Annotated in this window: 15 protein-coding genes; 12 read left to right on the forward strand and 3 right to left on the reverse strand. The window is 61.0% G+C overall.

The features are described from left to right. The first annotated feature begins 47 nt into the window (after nucleotides 1-47). Nucleotides 48-722, forward strand: a complete 675-nt coding sequence (locus CFE428DRAFT_RS26545; RefSeq protein ID WP_006982774.1) for an IS1634 family transposase — start codon at nucleotides 48-50, stop codon at nucleotides 720-722. A 68-nt stretch (nucleotides 723-790) separates the two neighbouring features. Here the strand turns inward: CFE428DRAFT_RS26545 and CFE428DRAFT_RS26550 are convergent, their stop codons facing one another. Further along, a complete protein-coding gene (locus tag CFE428DRAFT_RS26550; protein WP_006982775.1) occupies nucleotides 791-1,639 on the reverse strand; it encodes a DNA-3-methyladenine glycosylase family protein in 849 nt (282 codons plus the stop codon). Then, nucleotides 1,636-2,256, reverse strand: a complete 621-nt coding sequence (locus CFE428DRAFT_RS26555; protein WP_006982776.1) for a redox-sensing transcriptional repressor Rex — start codon at nucleotides 2,254-2,256, stop codon at nucleotides 1,636-1,638. The genes CFE428DRAFT_RS26550 and CFE428DRAFT_RS26555 overlap by 4 nt, the downstream gene beginning before the upstream one ends. Nucleotides 2,257-2,407: 151 nt before the next feature. Here CFE428DRAFT_RS26555 and CFE428DRAFT_RS26560 point away from each other — a divergent pair, with 151 nt between their 5' ends. The 3 genes from CFE428DRAFT_RS26560 to CFE428DRAFT_RS40085 all read left to right on the forward strand — a co-directional run bounded on the left by CFE428DRAFT_RS26560 (nucleotide 2,408) and on the right by CFE428DRAFT_RS40085 (nucleotide 9,772). Next, entirely contained in the window at nucleotides 2,408-3,121 is a 714-nt protein-coding gene (locus CFE428DRAFT_RS26560; protein WP_006982777.1) for a pseudouridine synthase, read from the forward strand. Between the two features lie 272 nt (nucleotides 3,122-3,393). Further along, nucleotides 3,394-7,833 carry a beta strand repeat-containing protein gene (locus CFE428DRAFT_RS26565; RefSeq protein WP_042725868.1) on the forward strand — a complete coding sequence of 1,480 codons (4,440 nt, stop codon included), beginning with the start codon at nucleotides 3,394-3,396 and terminating at the stop codon, nucleotides 7,831-7,833. Nucleotides 7,834-7,981: 148 nt separating this feature from the next. Continuing rightward, nucleotides 7,982-9,772, forward strand: coding sequence for an autotransporter family protein (locus CFE428DRAFT_RS40085; protein ID WP_006982780.1), 1,791 nt, complete (start codon nucleotides 7,982-7,984; stop codon nucleotides 9,770-9,772). A 146-nt stretch (nucleotides 9,773-9,918) separates the two neighbouring features. Here the strand turns inward: CFE428DRAFT_RS40085 and lnt are convergent, their stop codons facing one another. Further along, entirely contained in the window at nucleotides 9,919-11,787 is a 1,869-nt protein-coding gene (gene lnt / locus CFE428DRAFT_RS26570; RefSeq protein ID WP_006982781.1) for an apolipoprotein N-acyltransferase, read from the reverse strand. Between the two features lie 89 nt (nucleotides 11,788-11,876). On the opposite strand from lnt, the gene CFE428DRAFT_RS26575 reads away from it, so the two are divergent. The 8 genes from CFE428DRAFT_RS26575 to CFE428DRAFT_RS26610 all read left to right on the forward strand — a co-directional run bounded on the left by CFE428DRAFT_RS26575 (nucleotide 11,877) and on the right by CFE428DRAFT_RS26610 (nucleotide 22,217). Then, nucleotides 11,877-14,372: an autotransporter family protein gene (locus CFE428DRAFT_RS26575; protein WP_006982782.1), complete on the forward strand. Its 2,496-nt coding sequence runs from the start codon at nucleotides 11,877-11,879 to the stop codon at nucleotides 14,370-14,372. 442 nt (nucleotides 14,373-14,814) lie between these two features. Beyond that, entirely contained in the window at nucleotides 14,815-15,303 is a 489-nt protein-coding gene (gene nrdR, locus CFE428DRAFT_RS26580; protein ID WP_042725870.1) for a transcriptional regulator NrdR, read from the forward strand. Nucleotides 15,304-15,324: 21 nt separating this feature from the next. Further along, nucleotides 15,325-15,885, forward strand: coding sequence for a hypothetical protein (locus tag CFE428DRAFT_RS26585; RefSeq protein ID WP_006982784.1), 561 nt, complete (start codon nucleotides 15,325-15,327; stop codon nucleotides 15,883-15,885). Beyond that, nucleotides 15,882-16,220, forward strand: coding sequence for a histidine triad nucleotide-binding protein (locus tag CFE428DRAFT_RS26590; protein ID WP_006982785.1), 339 nt, complete (start codon nucleotides 15,882-15,884; stop codon nucleotides 16,218-16,220). Before CFE428DRAFT_RS26585 ends, CFE428DRAFT_RS26590 begins: the two co-directional genes overlap by 4 nt. A gap of 6 nt (nucleotides 16,221-16,226) precedes the next feature. After that, the gene (locus CFE428DRAFT_RS26595; RefSeq protein WP_006982786.1) at nucleotides 16,227-16,793 is read left to right on the forward strand and encodes a methyltransferase family protein; all 567 of its coding nucleotides are present in this window, start codon (nucleotides 16,227-16,229) and stop codon (nucleotides 16,791-16,793) included. Continuing rightward, complete coding sequence (locus tag CFE428DRAFT_RS26600) at nucleotides 16,775-18,043, forward strand: beta-ketoacyl-[acyl-carrier-protein] synthase family protein (protein ID WP_042725871.1); 1,269 nt, start codon at nucleotides 16,775-16,777, stop codon at nucleotides 18,041-18,043. Before CFE428DRAFT_RS26595 ends, CFE428DRAFT_RS26600 begins: the two co-directional genes overlap by 19 nt. Then, complete coding sequence (locus CFE428DRAFT_RS26605; RefSeq protein WP_006982788.1) at nucleotides 18,040-20,205, forward strand: sensor histidine kinase; 2,166 nt, start codon at nucleotides 18,040-18,042, stop codon at nucleotides 20,203-20,205. The genes CFE428DRAFT_RS26600 and CFE428DRAFT_RS26605 overlap by 4 nt, the downstream gene beginning before the upstream one ends. Continuing rightward, nucleotides 20,205-22,217, forward strand: coding sequence for an ATP-binding protein (locus CFE428DRAFT_RS26610; protein ID WP_006982789.1), 2,013 nt, complete (start codon nucleotides 20,205-20,207; stop codon nucleotides 22,215-22,217). Before CFE428DRAFT_RS26605 ends, CFE428DRAFT_RS26610 begins: the two co-directional genes overlap by 1 nt. Nucleotides 22,218-22,222: the final 5 nt, after the last annotated feature.

The raw sequence follows: 22,222 nt of genomic DNA on the forward strand, positions 1-22,222 counted from the left end.
CTATGTGCTCTGCCGCAGCCGCGCCCCGGAGTGAATAGGAAAAGGCCATGCTGCGCGGGCAACAAGAGCGGCTGCGCAAGAAGCTCGCGCAGATCGATGCCGCGTTGCGCAAAAAGCCGGCCAAGTCACCCCGGGTGATCGAACGGCGCATCGGCAAATGGCTTGGGCGCAATACCGCCGCCGAAAAGCTCTTCGCAGTCGAAGTGCTCGTGGGAAAAGGCCGCGCGGTCGGACTGCGCGTCAGCGAAGACCCGAGCAAAACCGAATGGGCGCAAGCCGCCCATGGCGCCTATCTGCTGCGCACCAACTGCACCGAAGAAGATCCCGGCAAGCTTTGGCGTTGGTATATCCAACTGACGGAAGTCGAAGACGCCTTTCGGACCAGCAAGAGCGACTTGGGACTGCGCCCAGTCTTTCATCAAAAAGAAGATCGGGTGCAGGCCCACATCCTGGTCTGCTTCCTGGCGCTGGTCATGTGGCGCACCTTGGAACTCTGGCTCAAAGCCAAGGCCATGGGAGACACCGCTCGGCAAGTGGTGCAGGAACTCGGCACCATTCATTCCATGGACCTCTTGTTCAACGTCCGTGACCGCGGCGAAACCCGGCTGCGCCTAGTCAGCAAACCCGAACCGCTGGCCGCCGATCTGCTGGCTCACTTGGGCCTGAAACTGCCCACGCGTCCGAAAATCATCGAAAATGTAGTGGAGAAAAACCGCCTTTAATCAACGTAAGCCCTTCAAAATCAACCCAACTAACTTCGTAACTGTCGAACTTGGGTTAACACTGAACACTACCCTGCTTTCTTCCGCTGCCAGGTCTTGCGCGCGTGGTGGAAGAGGTATTGCTGGGCGTAGCCACCGTAAGCGCCGAAGTAAGTCGCGGAGAATTCGCGCAGGCGGCTGACGGTGACGCGACGTTTGCGCGGGAAATAGATTTCGCGGAGCACCCGTTCGATCCAGACGTCGATGGGGAAAGCGCGCACGCGCTCGAAGCCGAAGAGCAGCGCACAATTGGCCACCTTTTCGCCCACGCCCGGCAGGCGGCACAATTCTTCGCGGGCGGCGTCATCATCCAGGCGCGCGAACGCCTCCAGGTCGACCTCCCCGTCGGCAATCATCCGTGCCGAACCGAGCAGATTCTTCGCGCGATACCCTAGCGCACAGGCGCGAAGGTCTTCTTCCTCGAGCTGCGCCAAAGCCTGCGGTGTGGGATAGGCGAAAAGCGTGTGGCCCTCCCACGCCACTTTCTTCCCGTAGCGCCTGCGCAGCGTGTGGGAGATTTGAGCGATGTGCGCCACCTGCTTCATCGAGGAGGTGATGAACGTCGCGATGCATTCCCACGCCGGCTGCCGGATGATACGCATGCCGCGGCAAAACTCCCGCGCCGCCTGCATCGCGGGATCTTCCGGAAAGCTCGCGCAGATTTCCGCGAGCGGATGATCGAGCGCGAAATAATCGCGCGCCACCTCCTCCGTCCCTCGCGGGATGAGCAATTCCTCGCCCTGCTGCTCCACATACATCGGCAGTTCGCCGATCACCCCCAACCAACCCGCGCCTTCGCGCACCCAATGGAACACCTGCCCGCACTCCAGCGTGAGCGTAAGGTCGAAGTCCTTCGCCGCGAGGCGCGCGGAGTTCACTGGATGAAGTAGCTCAGATTCTCCAGCTCGATCGCCAGGTCCACGTTATTCACCACCACGTTATCGGGCACTTGCAGGATGATCGGGGCGAAATTCAGGATCGCCAGCACACCGGAGGCGATGAGTTCGTTCGTGACCTCCTGCGCGACATTGCCGGGCACGGTGAGGATGGCCATCTTGATGCGCTGCTCGGTAACGAACTGCGCGAGCTTGGTCATCGGCAGCACTTTGATGCCGAGTTCCTTTTCGCGGGAGCGCAGCGGCTTGGCATCGAACGCGGCCACCACTTCGAAGCCTTCCTTGGCGAAACCGGGATAGCGCAACAGCGCCGAACCGAGATTACCGGCGCCGACGAGAATGACCGGTTGCAGTTGTGTGGTGCCGAGCGCTTCGGTGAGCCGGCGGCTCAGGGCTTCCACATTGTATCCCAGTCCACGCGTGCCGAAATTGCCGAAATACGTCAGGTCCTTGCGCAACTGGGTGGGCTTCACCCCCGCCGCCGTGGCCAGCGCGGCCGAGGAGACGGTCTCGATGTTGTTCGTGCGCAGCCGCTGCAGGGCCCGGTAGTAGAGTGACAACCGATAAACGGTTTTGCGGGGAATTACGAGTTTCTGCATCGTGTTTATCGGGGCGGGCGGCGAGGAATTAATGGAATCTCCGACTATTGGGTAGTTTTTTCCAACAACATCGCGTAACTCCCCCTCCCGACATTTTCCGGGCGTTCACCACGCGATCTCCGATCTTCCATCTTCCATCTCCCAATTTTCCATGCGTCTTAATCGTTTTCTCGCTTCCGCCGGCCTCGGTTCCCGCCGTGGCGTGGAGGAACTCATCACTTCCGGCCAGGTCCGGATCAATGGCCAGGTCGTCACCGATCTATCGACCCAGGTCGGCCCGACTGACGCGGTCAAGGTGGGCAGCCGCCTCCTGCGCACTGAACAGAAAATCACTGTCCTCCTGAATAAACCGGCCGGCTACGTCTGCACGGCCAGTGATGAGCGCGATCGCAAGACCATCTTCGACCTGTTGCCGGCGAACTGGCCCCGCGTTTACCACGTGGGCCGCCTCGACAAGGACAGCGAAGGCCTGCTGCTGGTGACCAACGATGGCGACCTTTCCCTCGCCCTCACCCACCCTCGTTACAAGATCGAAAAGGAATACGAAGTCCTTCTGGACAAGCCCTTTAACCCGCAGGATCGGGAGAAGCTGCTGAAGGGGTTTCACATCATCGGTGGCCGTGCCAAGGCCGAGCGTGTGGAGATTCTCAACCCCACGCACCTGAGCCTCACTCTGACGCAGGGCATCAAGCGGCAGATCCGCCTCATGCTCTATGATCTCGGCTATGAAGTGGAACGATTGGCGCGCATCCGCCTCGGCCCGTTGAAGATCGGCGAAATGCGGCCCGGCGAATGGCGCCTGCTGACTTCCAAGGAAATCGCCGCGCTGAAGGGCCCCGCTCAACCGAGCGCGCCCAAGGCGTAGCCTGAGCTCTGTTTCACGCAGAAGAACGCCTGCTTTTGTAAAGGGAGAGTGCGCCTTTTGCTGTACGCAAGGCGAACGGGTGGCCGCGGACACAGCCCAAACAAATGAAAAACCGCCGTTATATAAGTTTGCCACATATACTGAAGACTGCGTAGGTTCCTCTCTGTCCTGCGTGACGGCTTTCTTTCCAACCCGCTCTGTCGCCCGGATTCCTTCCCATGATGACATTGCGAAATACCATATTCTCCACAACGGCCACCACACGTCATTCCGTGCGTCGCGGACACCGTGTCCTGGCTGGCAGCATCGCGGCCCTCGTCGCCAGCCTCGCGCTCACTTCTGGTCTTCCGCGCGCCGCGGCCGCACCGCCCGCCACCTTTTGGCTCGGTGAGACCGACGGTACCTGGACCGGCAACAACTGGGCCACCAACTCCGCGGGTACCGTGACGATCTCGATTCCCACGGCAGCCGACGACGTCACCTTCTCCGCCACCGGCGCGGCCAATCAGGGCGTCACCACGCTCGGCCAGAACTTCACCATTCACAGTCTCACCATCGCCGACCCGACGCCCGTGGTGATCAACAGCGGCATCGGCGGTCCATATACCCTCACCGTCGCGGGTAATGCCGGCACCGGCATCACGGCTAGCACTGGCACCAATCTTACCGTCAATGCCAACCTTACGCTCGGAGGCGCCTCAGATACCATCGCGACGAACGGCACCGCCACCGTCACCATCACCGGCACGCTCAGTGGGAGCAATGGCCTCGTGAAAAATGGCGCGGGCACACTCAACCTCGCCGGAAACAACGCCTACACCGGCGCCACCACCGTCAATGCCGGCGTGCTGCAGTTATCGTCTGTCAGTCCGCTTCCTGGCGCCGTCAACCTCGCCGGGAGCACCGCACAACTGGTGCTGCCGGGCAGTCAACCGGGCGGCCTTTTGGGTCAGTACTACAATACCCCGCCGTTGAGCAACAACGGCAACGGTGGCGATCTCAGCTTCGGCAGTCTCGCCGCTCTGGAAACCCATCTCGGCACGCTGACACCGTCATTGACGGCCAATAGCAGTCTCGCCGGGACCAATTTTGATTTCAGCACGACTGGTTCCCTCTTTCCCGCGCCGTATAACTCGAACGCGAACAACCTCGAAGTGGAATGGAGCGGCCAGTTTCTCGCCCAAACCGCCGGCAGTTATACCTTCGGCACCGCGAGTGACGATGGCAGCATGCTCTTCATCGATGGCAACACCATCGTAAACAACAATTTCTTTCAAGGGGTGACCGAGCGCTCCGGCAGCGTCACCCTGACCCAAGGCCTCCACGACATTACCATCGCCTTTTATCAAGGCGGCGGCGGTTACGGCTTGCAGGCTTTCTACACTGTGCCCGGGGCGCCCTCCCAAACGCCGCTGCCCAACTCTCTGCTCTTCGCGCCGCACTCCAACGTTAGCATCGGTTCCTTGTCCGGCGTCGCCGGCAGCCAGGTCGTCCTCAATGGCGCGACGCTCAACGTGCAGGAAGACGTCGACACGATTTTTGCCGGGACGATTGTCGATGGCAGCGCGACTGGCGGCGGCCTCCTGAAGGCCGGTCCCGGCACCCTCACTCTCACTGGGACCAACACTTACACTGGCTTGACCACGATCATCGCCGGCACCCTGCAACTCGGCAACGGCGGCAACACCGGCAGCATTCTCGGCGACGTGGCCGACAATGCCGCGCTCGTCTTCAATCGCAGCGACGACTTCGCCTTTGCCGGCAACATCACCGGCAGCGGCACCGTCACCAAGCTGAACGCAAATACCCTCACCATTACCGGTAACTTCGCCAATACCGGCGGCACCACCATCGCCGGCACTTTGCAGGTCGGCAATGGCGGCACCTCCGGCGGTCTCGGCGGCACGGTAACCAACAATGGCGCTATCGTTTTCGACCGCAGCGACGACAATACCGTCTCCGCCAATATCGGCGGCACCGGCACGGTGACGAAACTGGGTGCGAACACGCTGACGCTTTCGGGCAACAATACCTACACCGGAGTGACCACGGTGCAGGATGGCACTGTGCAACTGGCGCCCAGTTCCCCGGCTGGCACGGCCTCGCTGAGCGGGCCCGTCAATCTTGCCAGTGCGACCGCGCGCCTTTCCCTCAGCTCCGGTTCCGGCCTGCTGGGCAGCTACTACGACGTGCCGAACACCCCCAGCGACAGCAACTTTACGAGCCTCGCCGCTCTGCAGAGCCATTTCGGCAGCATGACGCCGACGGTCGTCGCGAGCAGTTCCCTCGCGGGGGCCAATTTCGACTTCGGCACCTCCGTCGGCCAGAATTTCCCTGCTCCTTACAATAGCGGCACCGCCGCCAACTTCGAAGCGGAGTACATCGGCAAGTTCGACGCCCTGACTGCCGGCACCTATGGCTTTGAAATCGCCAGCGACGACGCCAGCGCCCTTTACATCGATGGACAGTTGGTCGAGAGCTACCTCGGGATCCATGCTTTTGGCGGCAGCTTTAATAACGTCACCCTGACCGCCGGTGAGCATGACATCCTCATTGCCTACTACCAGGCTTCTTTCGGCTATGGATTGCAGGGTTACTATATTGCCCCCGGAGGCGGATTTACTCTCCTGCCAAACTCCCTGCTCTCCTTCCAAACGCAGAATTCGATCGGTGCACTCACCGGTGTCGCGGGTAGTCAGGTCGTCCTCAACGGCCAGCAACTCACCGTCCACGAGGATGTCGACAGCACCTTTGCCGGGGCCATCGTCGATGGCAACCAGACCGGCGGCATTTTCATCAAGGACGGCGTCGCAACCCTCACGCTGACGGGCGCCAGCACGTTCACCGGGAGCACGACCGTCGCCGCGGGCACGCTGCAGATTGGCGATGGTGTGGCCGCCGGAGCCTCGCTCGGCAGCAGCGCCGTCACCACGAACAGTGGGGCGACTCTCGTCTTGAATCTCCTCAATGGCGAAACCTTTGGCAATGCCGTGACGAACAACGGTCATGTCGTCGCCACCGCGACATCGGCCATCAATAACTACACGCTCTCCGGCGCCATGAGTGGCACGGGTGATTTCACCAAAGATGGCGATAACATCGTGACCTTGACCGGAGCCAACACCTTCACCGGCGGCACGACGATCAATGCCGGCAAGCTGCAAATCGGGGACGGCGGGACCAGCGGCTCTCTCACTGGTAACGTCGTGAATAACAGCGCCCTGTTCTTCAATCGCAGCGACGACAACACGTTCTCCGGTAACATCAGTGGCGCTGGCATCGTGACAAAATTGGGTGCGAACGTGCTGACTTTCTCCGGCAACAACACCTACACGGGGACGACGACGATTCAAGCTGGCACCCTGCTCTTGCAAGCGAATGGCGCCAACACCACCCAGAATCTCAGCGGCGCCGTGAAACTCACTGGTTCCACGGCCACATTGGCCCTGGGCAGTCTGTCCGGGCTCACCGGGCAGTATTACAATGCTTCACCCAACCCTAACGACTTTACCAGCCTCGCCGCTCTGCAAAGCCACCTAAGCACACTCACGCCGGTTCTTACAGCGAACAGCAATCTGGCCGGGGCCAATTTCGATTTCGGCACCAACGGCTCCGGCTTTCCAGCACCGTACAATAGCGGCGCCATCAACCTCGAGGTCGAATGGACAGGCGTCTTCAATGCGCAGACGGCCGGCACCTACAGTTTTTTCACCGCGAGTGATGATGGCAGTATGCTCTTCATCGACGGCAACGTCGTGGTGAACAATAACAACTTCCAAGGGGTCACCGAACAGAACGGCACCGTCGATCTGACCGCCGGATACCACGATATCGTCATCGCCTTCTATCAGGGCGGCGGTGGCTATGGTCTAAACGCCTCCTACACCCCGCCCGGTGGCTCGAAGACCCTCCTGCCCAATTCCGCCTTTCAACTGATCACCAATGCCACGATCGGCTCGCTGAGTGGCGTCGTCGGCAGCCAGATCGTGCTCAACGGCGGACAACTCACCGTCAATCAAACCAGCAGCGATCTCTTCGCCGGCGTGATCAGTGACGGCAGCATCGCTGGCGGGCAATTGGTCAAGACCGGGACCGCGGCGCTGACCCTGAGCGGCGCGAATACCTATACCGGCGGCACCACCGTCAACGCCGGTGGGCTGATCGCGACCAATACCTCCGGCTCCGCCACGGGCACGGGCGCGGTGATCGTCAACAGCGGGGCGGCGCTCGGCGGCAACGGCATCATCTCTGGACCGGTGATGCTGAAAAGCGGCGGGTTCGTCGTTCCTGGGATCGTCACCCCCGGAACCCCTGGCAGCACTCTGCACGGCGCCTCGCTCACGTGGGATGGTGGCGGCACGGTCGCTCTCCAATTCGGCGGCGCGGCAGTCGACCAACTCGCCCTCACCGGCGCGCTCACCAAAGGCGCTCCGGGTGCTTACAATCTCGAGCTCATCAACACCGGCATCCTCCTTCAACAGGCTTACACCCTGGCGACGTTTGCCTCGACGGATTTTCTGGCGAGTGATTTCACGCTCACGCTGCCTGCCCGGTTACAGCGCGGCGCTCATCGAGACGGGCACGAGTTTGAGCATTGGCCTGGCCTACGCCGGCGGCGGGTCCACGATCCAAAATGCCGCTCCCGTCGGGACACCCTTTTTCGCGGACTTCATTGTAACTGGTTCGACGACTACCGGCGGTCCCGCGGATAACAATACGATCAACTCGCTGACCTTCACCACTGGCGGAAGCCTGACGATCACCAACACGCTCACTGTCACCAGCGGCAACGTCACCACCACCGGCACGAACACCATCACCGGCGGCACACTCTTCGGACCGAACGGGCTGCACTTCGATGTGCACGGCAACCTCTTCATCGGCAGCACGCTCATCGGCAACGCGACGCTCACCGGCGGGGGCTCGCTCTTCCTCGATGGCGCGCTCTTCGGCAACATGAACGTGTTGCAAGGTCTCCTCGGCGGCAACGGCACCATCTTCGGCAACCTCTATAACAGTTCCGTCGTCAGCCCCGGACATTCCCCTGGGCAGATTCATATGACGGGTAACTTCGCCCAGTCGCCCAGCGGCCTTTTGCAGATCCAGATCGGTGGACGCGACCTCACGCAACACGACCTCCTCTCCGTCGACGGCACGGCCAGCCTCGCAGGCGCGCTGCAACTCATCCGCCTCGACGGCTTCAAGCTGAAGCGCAACAAGCCGGTGACCTTTCTGACGGCCAATGGCGGCGTGGATGGAAGGTTTGCCATGGTGGAGAACGGTTTCACCAGCGACACGATTCTCGAGCCGACGGTGGTGTATCACACGAACAGCGTAGCCCTCGAAGCGGTGCAGGGTTCGTTTGCGGCGTATGCTGAAAACGCGGGGCTCACGCCCAACCAACGGTCGGTCGCCCGGGCGCTCGATAGCGCGGCCAACGATCGCCACGCCAATGCGCTCTTCGATTATCTCGATTACCGCAAGCTCAGCGATCTGCCGCGTGCTTTCGACAAGATCGCGCCGGATGAATTGACGAGCATGTTCACCATCGGCGTCTCGCTGGCCAATGTCCAGTCGGGCAACATCCAACGGCGTAACGATGACATCCGCAGCGGCTCGGCCGGCTTTAATGCCGCGGGTCTGGCGCTCAATGGCGCAGGACCGAGCTATAGTGGTAGCTTCAGCGGGGTCGCGGGACCAAGTGGCGACGATGGCAAACAAAGCAAGGAAGTGCAGCAGGTCGCGCCGGCGGACACCCGCTGGGGCGCCTTCCTCTCCGGCACGGGCGAATGGGTCAGCGTGGGCAACACCGACAACGCGCGCGGTTACACGATCGACAGCGGCGGCTTCACCCTCGGCCTCGACTACAAGGTCACGCCGAACCTGGCGATTGGTGTGGCCGCAGGTTACACCGGAACCACTGCCGATCTCACCGAGGGCGGTCGCGTGTATGTCAACGGTGGCAAGATCGGCCTCTACGCCACTTACTACGAATATCAGCAGGTCAAGGCCGCGCCGACGATGTCGAAGGATGCTGCCAAGGAAGGCCTCACGCCGACCTATGCGGAGGCCCGTGGCTTCTACGCCGATGCCGCCGTCTTCGGCGGATACAACAGCTACCACACCCATCGCGCCGCGCTGCAGGATGACGCCACCGGCGATACCGATGGCGGCGAACTCAACGTTCTTTTCGGAGGCGGCTATGACTTCAGGCAGGGTAACTTCACCTTCGGCCCGACGGCTTCGTTCAGCTACACCTACCTCGGCACCAATGCCTTCACCGAGCACGGCTCGCTCGCTCCGCTGGACATCCACGGCGGCAAGGGCGAATCGCTGCGCACGGCCTTTGGCATCAAGGCCAGCTACGACTGGAAAGTCGGCGGCGTGCTGATCAAGCCGGAGATCCGTGCCGCCTGGCAGCACGAGTATGGCGATACGGCTTACTCGCTCGATTCGAGTTTCGCCAATGGCGCCGGAGATTCCTTCCGCGTCGCCGGCCCGCAACTCGGCCGTGACAGCGCGCTCCTCGGCGCCGGCTTTGCCATCCAGTGCAGCGAACGCTGCTCGACTTACTTCTATTACGACGGCGAACTCGGCCGCCGAAATTTCCAGTCGACCAGCGTCACCGGCGGCTTCCGCCTGGCGTTTTAGAACGTCTCTCAAAATCAGTTCCCGAATTTCGAGTGCGTGCGGCGCGTTGGTGTAGGGCGGCGATCTTCGCCGCCGCGCGTGGGCGCATGGCGCCCCGGATATGAACGCAGGCGGCCAGGATGGCCGCCCTACAATTGCGTTCTCTGTCAGCGACGCCGGCCGACACCAACGAAGAACGCCAATAACATCACTCCACCACAGCACTGAGCGAAAGCATCTCCTATCTCGCTATACAATGTCTGGCGGGTATCGAGGTCGATGCGTTGCACGCTGTAACCTTCGACGCCGGCTTCGGTGCGTAACTTCCGAATCTCTGCGACGAGTGGCGCGATCTCCGCAGCATTCGCTCCACTGGGTGAGGCCTTGCGCCGCAGTACTTCGGCAATCACCGCGCGCTCGGGAAAACCACGGCCGGTCCACGATTCGCCCTGCGCATTCGTGACCGCGCCCGCAATCTCGCCGGTCGGCCGGACGAAGCAGGACACTCCGGTATTCGCGCTCCGCGCGATCGCGCTCCGGCTCTCCACCGCGCGATAGGCCAGCATCGATTGCCGCACTTGCAGCATCGCGCTCCGCTGGAACATTCCATCGTCGGAAATGTTCACCAGCAGGCGGGTTTGATCGTGCGGCAGAAATACTCCTGCCGTGCGGGCGAGATCGATTTCGCCGCAGATCGGCAGAGTGAAGGCGTGGCTTCCATTCGTGTTGCCGAACGCCAGAGGAAGGAATTTTGCACCGGGCTGCAGTTCGAATTCCGGTTGCACGCCGGTGACCGTCGCCAGCCAGCGAAACGGAGTCTCGGCCCATGTGCCAACAAAGGGAATGCGCTCGGCCGCCGGGAAGAGATGCACCTTCTGCTGCACGACGACCGGCAGGTGGGGACGAAAGAAAAACGCGGCATTGAAGCTTCGCCAGGGCCCGCCCCCGCCATTCGATTCCGGCAGGCGCATCGGTGCGCCGACAATGAGACTCGCGTTCGTCTCATCCGCCAGGGCCTGGATCCGCGCGGCGCAATCGCCTCCCTGCCGCATCTTCCCTTCGAGCCAGGCGCGCACACGAGCGTCGTCGGCCGCCGGTTGCTGGTGGACCATGAAGTCGACCGTCCGCTGGATCTGCGCGGGTTCAGCGCGGCAAAATTCCGGATTTAAAGGCGTGACCACGCTCGCTTCCGGCCAGACGATCAGCTCCGGCGCGGGATCGCGATGCGCCGCTTCCCGCGAGAATTCGATCAGCTTGTCGAAAAGTTGCGCGGGGTCATAACCGTCACCCACATCCGAGGCCCAAGGCACGTCCGGTTGCACCACGGCGACGACCGGTCCTGACTCGCGAGTCGTACGCGATTCGATCAGTCGATAACTGCCATAGCCGGCGATACATAGCCAAACACCGATCACACCGACGACCGTTGCGCAAAGGGCACGCGACCATCTTGGGCGGACCGTGAATGACGATGGCCAGATATCGCAGAGCGCACCGCTTACCATCGCGATGGCAGAGCTTACCAGGAACATCCCTCCGAGATCGGCGATCTGAATCACCCAAAGCTGGCGAAACAACGCCGGTGCCAACGCCCCGACGGGAAAACCAAAAGGCCCCAGGGAACGAAGATACTCGCCGGCCACCCAGCAGACGGGCAGCGTCAGACAAAGCGGGATCCGGCGCCGATGCCCCTCGCGAATCCCGACGGCGATCGGGAGCAAGCTCAAGCCCTGCAGCATCGCCAGGATGGCCAAGGCCCCCAAATTATAGAACGCGAACCAATACTCGATCGCGCCGAAATAAAACGTCCCCGCCACCCACGCCACGGCGAGGCGAGTGATCGGATATTCCGGACCGATAGCCAGTCGCGCGAAGGGCACCAACGCCACGAAGATCAGCGGCCAGCATACGTAGTAAGAGACCCATGTTATCAGCCCCCAGAGCAGAGCATACGAAACAATGTGTAACACCAACGTATTGCCAGCACGCACCCCTGTCCCGTCGGGAGCGGGAGGGAGACTACTTTTCGCGGTCATTCCGATTGCGTTGATGCACGGAGTTTTCTAGAACGGCGAAAGGCCGCTGGAAATCCTCAAAAAGGAAAATGCCGGCTGTCCACCATTTTATGCGCGCTTCGCTTCCTCTCGTCCTCGTCGCTTCGGCCTTCGCCTTGATTCCTCGCCCGGTTTCGGCCCTCTCTTCCGACCGCACCTGGCTGGCAGCGCCGATCTCAAATAACTGGAACGACGGCAACAACTGGCAGCCCAATACCCCTCCGGACAGTCCTTTCGCGGGAGCGGTGTTCGGACAATCGAACATCCTGAATCCCGCTTTTACGGCTTTCTCCTTCGTGGGATCCAATACCAAAGGGACGAGTATCTATTTCCAACCGAACGCCAGCGCCTACACCATCGAAATCAATGGTCAGACTGTGACGCTGTTCGCGGGCATTCGAAATGACTCGCAATTTACGCAAGTCATCAGCAACGGAGTCGCCAACGGCAGCCTGACTTTCAGCGGCGGAAGTATTGTCGGCAACGTGACTATCGTCAACGGAGGCGCAGGTACCCGGACGACGTTCACCAATGCATTCAACGGCGGCACCGTTCGCTTGATCAACGCCAGCACCACGTCCACCCTGGACTTCAGCGGAGTATTTTCACCAGGAACCACTGTCGGATCCATCGAGGGTTTCGGGACCATCATTCTCGGCTCCAACGAACTCCGGATCGGCACCAACAACTTGAATACCGTTTTCGCGGGAAGCATCACCGATGGATCCGGCACCGGCGGATCGCTGGTCAAGGTGGGATTCGGCTCGCTGACTCTGTCGGGAGTGAACACTTACACCGGCAACACGACCGTGCTCGGGGGCGCTCTTTTCGTCAATGGCTCGATCGCCAGTCCGCAGACATTCGTCGAGCCGGGCGCGTTGCTAGGCGGTAGCGGATTGATCGGCGGCAACGTCTTCAGCCACGGCGTGGTGAGCCCGGGAAATTCTCCAGGAAAACTCACGCTCGCGGGCAACTACACTCAATACAGCGATGGCACGCTGCGCATTGAGATCGGCGGAAACCAAGCCGGACAATTCGACCAACTCGCCGTGGGAGGAAGGGCGTCGCTCGATGGCACGCTCGAGATCCTGAGCAATGGCCGGGGCAAATTGAAACGCGGCGACCGCCTTTCCATCGTCACGGCTACTGCCGGGGTGTCCGGCACCTTCCGCGACATCGAGAATCGCTTCGATAACGGCACCATTCTCACCGTCGGAATCGCTTACGAACCCAACGCAGTGATCGCGATGATAAAGCAAGGGTCGTTTGCCAAATTCGCTGAAAGCACCGGACTCTCGTCCAATCAAATTTCCGTCGCCAGGGCCCTCGACAGCGCGGCAAACACTTCGCGGGCCAATCGGCTCTTCGATTATCTCGACTCGCGCAATCGGCGCAATCTGTCCGGCGATTTCGATCGCATTGCGCCCGAGGAACTGACTTCAGCCTTCGCCATCGGTATGGCCTTGGCCAATGTACAGTCGGCGAATATCCAACGCCGCACCGATGACATTCGCAGTGGCTCGGGCGGCTTCAGCGCCGCGGGTTTGGCGATCAATGGCATGGGTCCGAGCTACAGCGGAGGCTTCGATGCCGGTGTCGCCGGACCGAATGGCGACGACGGCAAGGACGTGAAAGAAACCAGGCAGGTTGTGCCCGCGGAGAACCGCTGGGGCGCCTTCCTTTCCGGCACCGGTGAATGGGTCAGCGTCGGCAACACCGACAACGCCCGTGGCTACCATCTCGACAGCGGCGGCTTCACCCTCGGCGTTGATTACAAGGTCACGCCCAACTTCGCCATCGGCCTCGCCGCGGGCTACACCGGCACCACCGCCGATCTCTCTGATCGCGGCCGCCTCTGGGTCAATGGCGGCAAGCTCGGTCTCTACGCCACCCTTTTCCAGAATGTGGAACCCGCCGCAGCGCCGAAGATGTCGAAGGATTCCTCCAAGGACTCGAAGGAAGTACGACCGCCGGCCACCGGCCTGGGCAGGAGCTTTTATGCCGATGTGGCGGTCTTCGGTGGCTACAACAGCTACGACAGCCGCCGCAGTGCACTGCAAGGCGACGCCCGTGGCGACACCGATGGGGGCGAACTCAATGTCCTCTTCGGCACCGGCTACGATTTCAAGAAGGGCCATTTCACCTTCGGCCCGACGGCGTCGTTCAATTACACCTACCTCGGCACCAGCGCCTTCACCGAGCATGGCTCCCTCGCCCCGCTCGACATCCACGGCGGCAAGGGCGAATCGCTGCGCACCGCTTTCGGCCTCAAGGCCAGCTACGACTGGAAAGTCGGTGGCGTCCTCATTAAGCCGGAGATCCGCGCGGCCTGGCAGCACGAATATGGCGATTCCGCCTACGATCTGACCTCCAGCTTCGCCAACAGCGCCGGCGAGTCCTTCCTCGTCGCTGGACCGCAACTCGGCCGCGACAGCGCATTGCTCGGCGCCGGCGTCGCCATCCAGTGCAGCGAACGTTGCTCGACCTTTTTCTATTACGACGGCGAACTCGGCCGCCGGAATTTCCAGGCGACCAACGTCACCGGCGGCTTCCGCCTGGCGTTTTAAGCCCGGTTTAGGGCGCAAGAGGCGCAGAGACGCAAAGGTCAGAATTCAGAGTCGAAGCCAGAGGAAACGATCTGTTTCTTCTGAATCGGCGCGTTTTTCCCAGCACCGACGGCCGAGGCGGAGGGGAATGGCTGGGACCGGTTATGGGCGAGCCGCGGTGCCCTCCAGGCTTTCTCCTATTCGGAATGGCCTGGACAGAGATCAGCCGGGGCGTCTGTTCGGTGGTCACGCGATCGCCCTCTGATCACGTTTCCTCCTATCCCTCAGCGCCTCTGCGTTTTCAAAATCCAAGTGCCGATTTTTGCCCGCACCGTGCAAAACACGACGGCGCATACATACTTTCCCTATTCAAAAATCAGTGCTACTTCTCCCGTTTCGCGCGTTGACAGACCACAATTTGTTGTGTTAAACCCCGAAATGCCCCCCGGTCGCCCACTATACAATGCATTGTAGCAAATGCGGAAGCCTTGAAGACAAGGTGATTGATTCCCGACTATCGAAGGATGGCCGTTCTATTCGTCGCCGCCGCGAATGCGTACAGTGTGGACACCGCTTTACTACTTATGAAGAAATCGAACGCGCCGACTTGCGTGTCGTAAAACGCGACGGTCGGAGCGAGCCCTTGAGTAAACAGAAGATGCTCGGGGGCATGATCAAGGCCTGCGAAAAGCGGCCCGTCAGTATCGAGGTGCTGGAGAAAAGTGCGGAAGAGATCGTGCAGGAGCTCGAAACGGAGTTCCGCCGCGAGATCCCTTCCAACGTCATCGGCGCCAAGGTCATGGACAAACTGCATCAACTCGATGAAGTGGCATACGTCCGGTATGCCTCCGTGTATCGTCATTTTCAGGACATCGGGGAATTCCTCGAGGAGATCCAGTCTCTGGAGCGTCGCCCGAAGCGCAGCGTCTCGCAGCCTGAACTATTCAAATAATCACCCGCACCACCACATCCGATGATTTCCCTGAAAGACAATCTTCCGGTTATCCAGCTGCCCAGTGGCCAGGTCATCGCGTTCGAATGCGAGTGGCTGGTGCGATCGCTCGTCCAGGCGGCAGCCCGCGCCGGCTACGCGAAATGGTGGCTGGCCGAGCATGTGGCCCGCAGCGTCACCGATTATCTGCACGATCAGAATGACGTGAACGTGCTGCCGGTGGAGCGGCTGACGAATGCGGTGCAGTCGGTGCTGCAGGTCATCGGCTATGCGGAAGTTGGCCGGCATTTTGTGCCGGCGGCGCCGCGAGTGCAGGTATCGCTGGTCGAACTGGCGCGCGAAGCCGGGACCGGCTACGAACTCGCCTTCTTCGATCTGCTCGGCCGCCGCATTCACGAGCTTTGCCAGGAGAAGAGTTCCTGCTTCGAACTGCTCGGCCTCGAGCCCTGCGTGAAGCTCCTCTGCTCGCGCAAGAGCTGGAGCCGCGACTGCGAAGTGCTGCAGGCCGATATCGTTTCCTTTGCCCGCGAGCAGACCGGCACCGCCGCCGCGGATCACGAAATCACTTTCTCTCTGGCATGACCATTTTCGAAAAAATCATCGCTCGTGAAATCCCCGCCCGCATCGTTCACGAGACGGACGAATTCATCGCCTTTCACGATGTCAACCCGCAGGCCCCGGTGCACGTCCTCATCGTGCCCAAGCGCGTCATCCCGCGGCTCGCGGAATCCGCGCCCTCGGATGCGGAGTTGCTCGGCCGGATGTTGGTCGCCTCGCGCGAGGTCGCGCAGAAACTCGGCGTCGTCGAAAGCGGCTACCGCATGGTCATCAACAGCGGCCGTGACGGCGGTGAAACCGTGCCCCACCTGCACATGCATTTGCTGGGCGGGCGGCATATGACCTGGCCCCCCGGATAGCCCTTCATGCTCTATCCACTACCCATCATCACCGCGAGTCTTGTCTATCTGATCCGCATCGCGGAAGTGGGGCGTAAACGTGAAACGATTCCCGGTCGCATCTTTGAGACGCTCACGCTACGCCTTTTCGTCCTGATCGGCACGCTCACGGTCGCCGGCTCCATCATCGAATACGTCGCTCGCGGCGGCGGTTTCTCGTGGAATGCTTTCGCCATCGGTCTCCTCTGCGCGGCCGTCTCGTTCAAGCTGCGCTGGGCGGCCATCGATGCGCTCGGCAAATTTTGGAGCTTGCACGTGGAGATTCGCGATAACCATCAGCTCGTGAAGACCGGGCCGTTTCGTTTTCTCCGCCACCCAGTTTACCTTTCCATGGTTTTGGAACTGATCGCCTTCATCCTCATCTGCAGCGCCTGGGGCATGTTGTTGATCGTCCCTATTCTTTTCATCCCGGTCATGATGATGCGACTGCGCCTGGAGGAACCGGCCATGGTCGAAAAATTTGGGGACGCATATCGCGACTATCAGCGCAGGGTGCCAATGCTGATTCCTTACAAATGGCCGCTCGCGAAATAAGCGGATCTCAACGCCGCCGCATCGTCATTACCGGCATGGGTGTCATCAGCGCTCCGGCGCTGAAGCTCGACCAGTTTTGGAATTGCATCCGCCACGGCATCAGCGGTGGCAAGATGATGACCCGCTTCCCTCCGGGCACCGCTCCGACTTTGATCGCCGCACAGATCGACGATTTCGATGCCTCGAACTACATGGACGCCAAGATGGCCCGGCGCCTCGATCACTCGCACCGTTATGGCGTCGCCGCCGCGCGTCTTGCGCAGCAGGATGCCAAGATCGACTTTGCCAAGGTGGACGCCGATCGCGTGGGCCTGGTCGAAGGCACCACGGCGAGCAGCAATGAAACGGCCTCGAAAGGCGATGAAGGCTATTACAAGCGTGGCTACAAAGGCGTGGGACCTTTCGCGCTCATCAATGGCTACAGCGGCGCGGGTTCCGGCGAGATTGCCAAGGAACTCAACATCCGCGGCCATTCGGTGACGCTGAGTTCCAGCAGTGCCTCGGGCAACGATGCGATCGGTTATGCGCTGAGCATGATTCGCCATGAAGAAGTCGACGTGATGGTCGCCGGCGGCGCCGAAGCGCCGATCGTGCCGCACATCTGGGGCGCACTCTGCCTGAACCAGGTGCTCAGCCGTCGCAACGCCACTCCGCAACAAGCCATGCGGCCTTTTGACAAGACCCGCGATGGCATTCTCCTCGGCGAAGGCGCCGCCTATCTCGTGCTGGAAGAACTCTCCTACGCCTTGAGCCGCGGCGCGCGCATCTATGCGGAGATTCTCGGCCACGGCCGCAGTTGCGAAGCCTACCATCCCGTCGCGCCGCACCCGGATGGCATCGGTTACTTCCGCGCCATCCAGAAGGGCATCCGCGAAGCGCAGATCGACCCGGAAGAAGTCGACTACATCAACGCCCACGGGACGGCCACGGAGGCCAACGACATCGTCGAGACCAAGGCCATCAAGCGTTACTTTGGTCCGCATGCCTACCGGCTGGCCGTCAGCTCGACGAAGCCCATTACCGGACATCTCCTGGGTGCAACGGGTGCTCTGGAGACCATCGTTTGCGCCCTTTCTCTCCATCATCAGGAAATTCCCATGACGCTGAATCACAGCGAAGCCGGAGATGGGTGTGACCTCGATTATGTGAAGGGCCGCTCGCGCCCTTACCCGATTCGTGTCGCCTTGAATCTGAGCAGCGGTTTCGGCGGCAAAAATTCCTGCCTCGTCTTGCGACGTTTCGAGCGATGAGATTCGGCGAGCTCATCCCACTCATCAGCGCGCTGCTGAATTTTTCGCTGGCGATCTTCGTGCTCGTCCAGAATCCCCGTGCCACGGTGGCCCGGGTGTACTTTCTCATGGGGATGTGCTTTTCCATTTGGAATTTCGGCACCTTCTGGATGTTCCGCGTCCCGGCCGGCCCCGAGCATTACGGTGAAGCGCTGTACTGGGCGCGTTTCCTCCAGTTCGGCGTCATCTTCATTCCCCTCACCCTGTGTCACGTGTCCTTCCTCGTGGCACAGATTCGCATCCCGCGCTGGGTGGTGTGGGCCGCCTATTCCTTCCACGTCGCGCTGTTTTTCAGCAACTTCACCGGCTTCTTCCTCGAGGGCGTGCGCAATGTCGGCTACGCGTGGTACTCGGTCGCCGGCTACGGATTCTGGATTCTCAGCGGCGTGTTCTCGCTCATGTGGGTTTCGGTCGCGGTGCTCTTCTGGCATCGGCGCAGTTTGCCTCCAATGGGCAAACGCCGTCTCACCCCGCTCATCATCGCGCAGACCGCCTTCGCCATCTTCGGCTGCAATGACATTTTGCCAATTCTCGGCATCTACTACTACCCCTACACGCACTCGCAGGTTTATCCGTTCGGGAGCATGGCGGTCATTTTTTATGGGCTGATCGTCGGCTACAGCGTGCTGCAGTATCAGTTGCTGGAAATCCACGTCACCCTCAACCGCAGCACGGCCAAGGCGGTGCGCGTGCTCTTCATCTTTTTCAGCGGCCTCTGCTCCCTGCTCGTCTTCTGGCTCGCAGATCGGGATGAGTTCACTTTCTATTCGTTCTTCGCCGGACTGGCCACGCTGATGATTGGCGCCATGTGCGCGGCGCTGCTCTTTCCCCGCCTCTTTGGCGAGAATACCGAAACCATCGAACGCCACATCCTCGGCGATACCTTCGAGTATGAGGATCGGGTGCATCGGTTCATCGAAGGTCTCACGTGGTACAATGACCTCACCGCGCTCCTCAACGATCTGCACGATCTGCTCGCCCGGACCTTCCAACTCGATAGCTACTATCTCATCCTGCGCAACGAGGCGAATCGGCTCTTCGAGCTGACCCGTTCGCAAACGGCCCAGCCCCCGCGAGGGTTTCCCGAATTGCGCACGCAATCCGCCATCTTCCGCTACTTCGAGTCGGCCAAGCGAGAGTATCTCTCGCTGCAGGAGGAGGACCCCTCCTCTCGGGGACCACTGCCCATGCAGCAGGCCCGTGTGGAATTAGCGCCCCTTCAGGGGCGTTTTTGTTTTCCACTGTCGTCAGAAGGCGAAATTTTCGGCCTGCTCGTGGTCGGACAAAAAAGTAGCGAGCAGTTCACCTCGAACGACATCAGCCTGCTCATCACGCTCGTCAAAAGCCTCAGTTTGATCGTGAACCAAATCCGCCTGAAGACGCAGGTCCAGCAGGCTTTGGAACTCGATCTGCTCGGCAAGATGTCGCGCGGCATGGCCCACGACCTCAACAACCTCCTCACCCCCGTCTGGACTTTGCTCCAGTTGAGCAGCGAAAACGGAAACAGCGAACCGCTGGACGACGAACTGCTTCCCGTCGCGTTGCGCAACGTGGCCACGATGCGCGCCTACATCAAGGAAGCGCTCTTCTTTTCCGAAAACCTGCGACCGGACCTGCAGCTCGGGCGCCTCGATCTCGTCATTCATCAAGCCGCGGATCTCGCCAAGGCGAGCCGCAAAAAGGAAGTGGAAGTCGTCGCCGATACGCCCGGTGAAGCGCTCGTGGAAATGGATGAAGTGCTTGTCCAGCGACTCATCGCCAATCTCATTTCGAATTCCATCGATGCCTCGCCGAGCGGTTCGCAAATCCGCGTGCAACTCGAGCGGCTCGCCAAGTCCGACGTCAACCGCGAGTGGTGGCGCGTGCGGGTCATCGACCAGGGCGAAGGCATCCCGAAGGAAAATCTCACGCGCATCCTCACGCCCTATTTTACGACCAAGAATCGCGGCGACGAAAATCGTGGCTTCGGTCTCGGTCTTGCCATCTGCCGCAAAATCGTGCACCTCCACGGCGGTCAGCTCTTCATTTCCAGCCAGCCCCGGAAAGGAACGACTGTCCAATTCGATCTCCCCAGTCGGCAGGCCAAACCGGCCACGCCGGCCATCGCTAAAGTTACTGCCTGATGCGTACCCTCCTCGTCATCACCCGGCAAGCCTCGCTCGCCCACGCCGTCCAAACGGTCCTGGATCCAGTCAAGTTCCAGCTCATCACCAAGGAAGCCATTGGTGAGGCCGAATTCCTGCTCTCGCGCGGCGCCATCGATGCCGTGATCCTCGACGCCGAGCTCACCGATGCTCGCGCGATTCGACTCATTGAGGAAGTGAAGAGCTTCGCTCCGGGTTGCCCCATCCTGATGTATGCCGGCGAGAAGCAGTGGGAGTGGGAAGAGGATGCCTACCTGCTCGGCGTGGAGCACGTCCTCGGCAAACCCGTTCGCGGCCGACTGCTCAACGTCCTGCTCGATCGACTCTTCCCGCGTCACGAGAGCCCCGCGACCATCGTGCCGGCGGGCCCCGCTGCGATCGAAACCGTTTCCCTGCGCCCGTATGTCGATCCCGTTCGGGCGTTGGAAGCGCTGCGCCGTTTCTCCGGCGTGCTCACGCACAGCCTCGATGCAGCGGCACTGCTCAAGCAATTCCTCCTGCTGCTCCGTGAGATCATCGGCGTGAATCGCGCGGTCATTTTCCTGCGCAAACCGTCCGGGCTGCTCGGCGATGGTCCCCTCGCCCAGGACGATCGCTGGCTGCGTTCCGCCTGCGCCATCGGCCACGACCAAAGCGTCCTCCAGCACTTTGCCCTCTCGCTCGGCGCGGGCATCGGCGGCTATCTCCATCGCCAGGGCCGCATCCTCCGCGCCAGCAGCTCTGAGGCGCATAACAGCCGTGAAATCTCCCGCGAATTCCAGCTCCTTGGCGCCCAGGTAGCCATCCCGATTCTCGATCGCGAATCGCTGCTCGGCGTGGTCGTCTTCGATGAGCGTCTGACCGGCGAATCCTACGCCAACGAGGAACTCGCGCTCATCTTCCACATGCTCGAAGAAGTGGGCCTGGCCATTCGCAACACCTGGCTGCACGACCAGTTGGTCGGCAATCACGACATGATCGCCGATATTCTCGGTCACCTCGGCAGCGGTTGCGTCGTCATCGGCGCCAATCTCAACACGCTGCACGCCAACATCGCCGCCTGCGAATATTTCCTCACGGAGAACCAGCACAAGGCCCGTCTGGAATTTTCCGACCTGCCACAGGAACTCGGCAGCCGGGTCTTCACCGTCATCAAGTCCGGCGAAGCGAGTCCGCCTTTCCGTTACGACAAGCTATCCAACGCTGCGGGCCGGGTCTTCCGCGTGAGCATCCTGCCTTTCCGCACGGCCAGCTCCACCGGCTCGAATGCTGCGCTGCTCATCATCGAAGACGTCACCGAGCACGAGCGTGCCCAGCGTTTGGAGATCGAGGCCTCCAATCTGCGTTTGGTGAAATCGATGGCCGAGCATCTCGCGCACGAGATCGGCAACTCGCTGGTGCCTCTCTCCACGCACCAGCAATTACTCAAGGAATCGATCACCGATCCGGAATTCCAGGAATCGCTCTCCGCGGTGCTCGCGGCCGGCGTCAAGCGCATCTCGCGGCTTTCGAATCAAATGGTCTTCCTCGCTCGCGAATGGCAGGGCGAATTCCGCGAGTCGGTGCAAATCTCCGATCTCATCGTGGAAGCATTCCACGAGGCCCACACCTTTCACCCCGGCAAGAAGCTGGCCCAGTTGCAATTCAACAAGGACATCTCGCCCTGGAAGGTCACCGGCGATCACAAGGCGCTGCGGCACGCGTTTTCCGAAATCATTCTCAACGCGCTGCAGGCCAATCCCGAAGACCCCAATGTCGCCGTGCATCTTTCCGAAAATCCGGCCGGCGTTCCCGAGTTGCAGGTCGAAGTGCGCGACTCCGGCACAGGCTTCGAACCCGAGGCTGCGCAACGTGCGCCGGAACCATTCTTCTCCACGCGCACGGTTGGCCTCGGTCTAGGATTGACAGTCTCCCGGAAAATTATTGAGAGTCATCACGGCAAGATTGAGATACCGACGCCGCGTAAAGGCGAGCCCGGTGTTGTCCGGATCTCGCTCCCCCTGCAGAACTAATTCCT

The organism is Chthoniobacter flavus Ellin428, from assembly GCF_000173075.1.
GTDB classification, from domain to species: Bacteria; Verrucomicrobiota; Verrucomicrobiia; order Chthoniobacterales; family Chthoniobacteraceae; genus Chthoniobacter; species Chthoniobacter flavus.

Excerpts from the sequence above, each read along its gene's own strand:
- CFE428DRAFT_RS26545 (WP_006982774.1), top strand. The coding sequence starts at position 48 with ATGCTGCGCGGGCAACAAGAGCGGCTGCGCAAGAAGCTCGCGCAGATC.
- CFE428DRAFT_RS26555 (WP_006982776.1), bottom strand. The coding sequence starts at position 2,256 with ATGCAGAAACTCGTAATTCCCCGCAAAACCGTTTATCGGTTGTCACTC.
- CFE428DRAFT_RS26560 (WP_006982777.1), top strand. The coding sequence starts at position 2,408 with ATGCGTCTTAATCGTTTTCTCGCTTCCGCCGGCCTCGGTTCCCGCCGT.
- lnt (WP_006982781.1), bottom strand. The coding sequence starts at position 11,787 with ATGACCGCGAAAAGTAGTCTCCCTCCCGCTCCCGACGGGACAGGGGTG.
- CFE428DRAFT_RS26575 (WP_006982782.1), top strand. The coding sequence starts at position 11,877 with ATGCGCGCTTCGCTTCCTCTCGTCCTCGTCGCTTCGGCCTTCGCCTTG.
- nrdR (WP_042725870.1), top strand. The coding sequence starts at position 14,815 with ATGCATTGTAGCAAATGCGGAAGCCTTGAAGACAAGGTGATTGATTCC.
- CFE428DRAFT_RS26585 (WP_006982784.1), top strand. The coding sequence starts at position 15,325 with ATGATTTCCCTGAAAGACAATCTTCCGGTTATCCAGCTGCCCAGTGGC.
- CFE428DRAFT_RS26590 (WP_006982785.1), top strand. The coding sequence starts at position 15,882 with ATGACCATTTTCGAAAAAATCATCGCTCGTGAAATCCCCGCCCGCATC.
- CFE428DRAFT_RS26595 (WP_006982786.1), top strand. The coding sequence starts at position 16,227 with ATGCTCTATCCACTACCCATCATCACCGCGAGTCTTGTCTATCTGATC.
- CFE428DRAFT_RS26600 (WP_042725871.1), top strand. The coding sequence starts at position 16,775 with ATGGCCGCTCGCGAAATAAGCGGATCTCAACGCCGCCGCATCGTCATT.
- CFE428DRAFT_RS26605 (WP_006982788.1), top strand. The coding sequence starts at position 18,040 with ATGAGATTCGGCGAGCTCATCCCACTCATCAGCGCGCTGCTGAATTTT.
- CFE428DRAFT_RS26610 (WP_006982789.1), top strand. The coding sequence starts at position 20,205 with ATGCGTACCCTCCTCGTCATCACCCGGCAAGCCTCGCTCGCCCACGCC.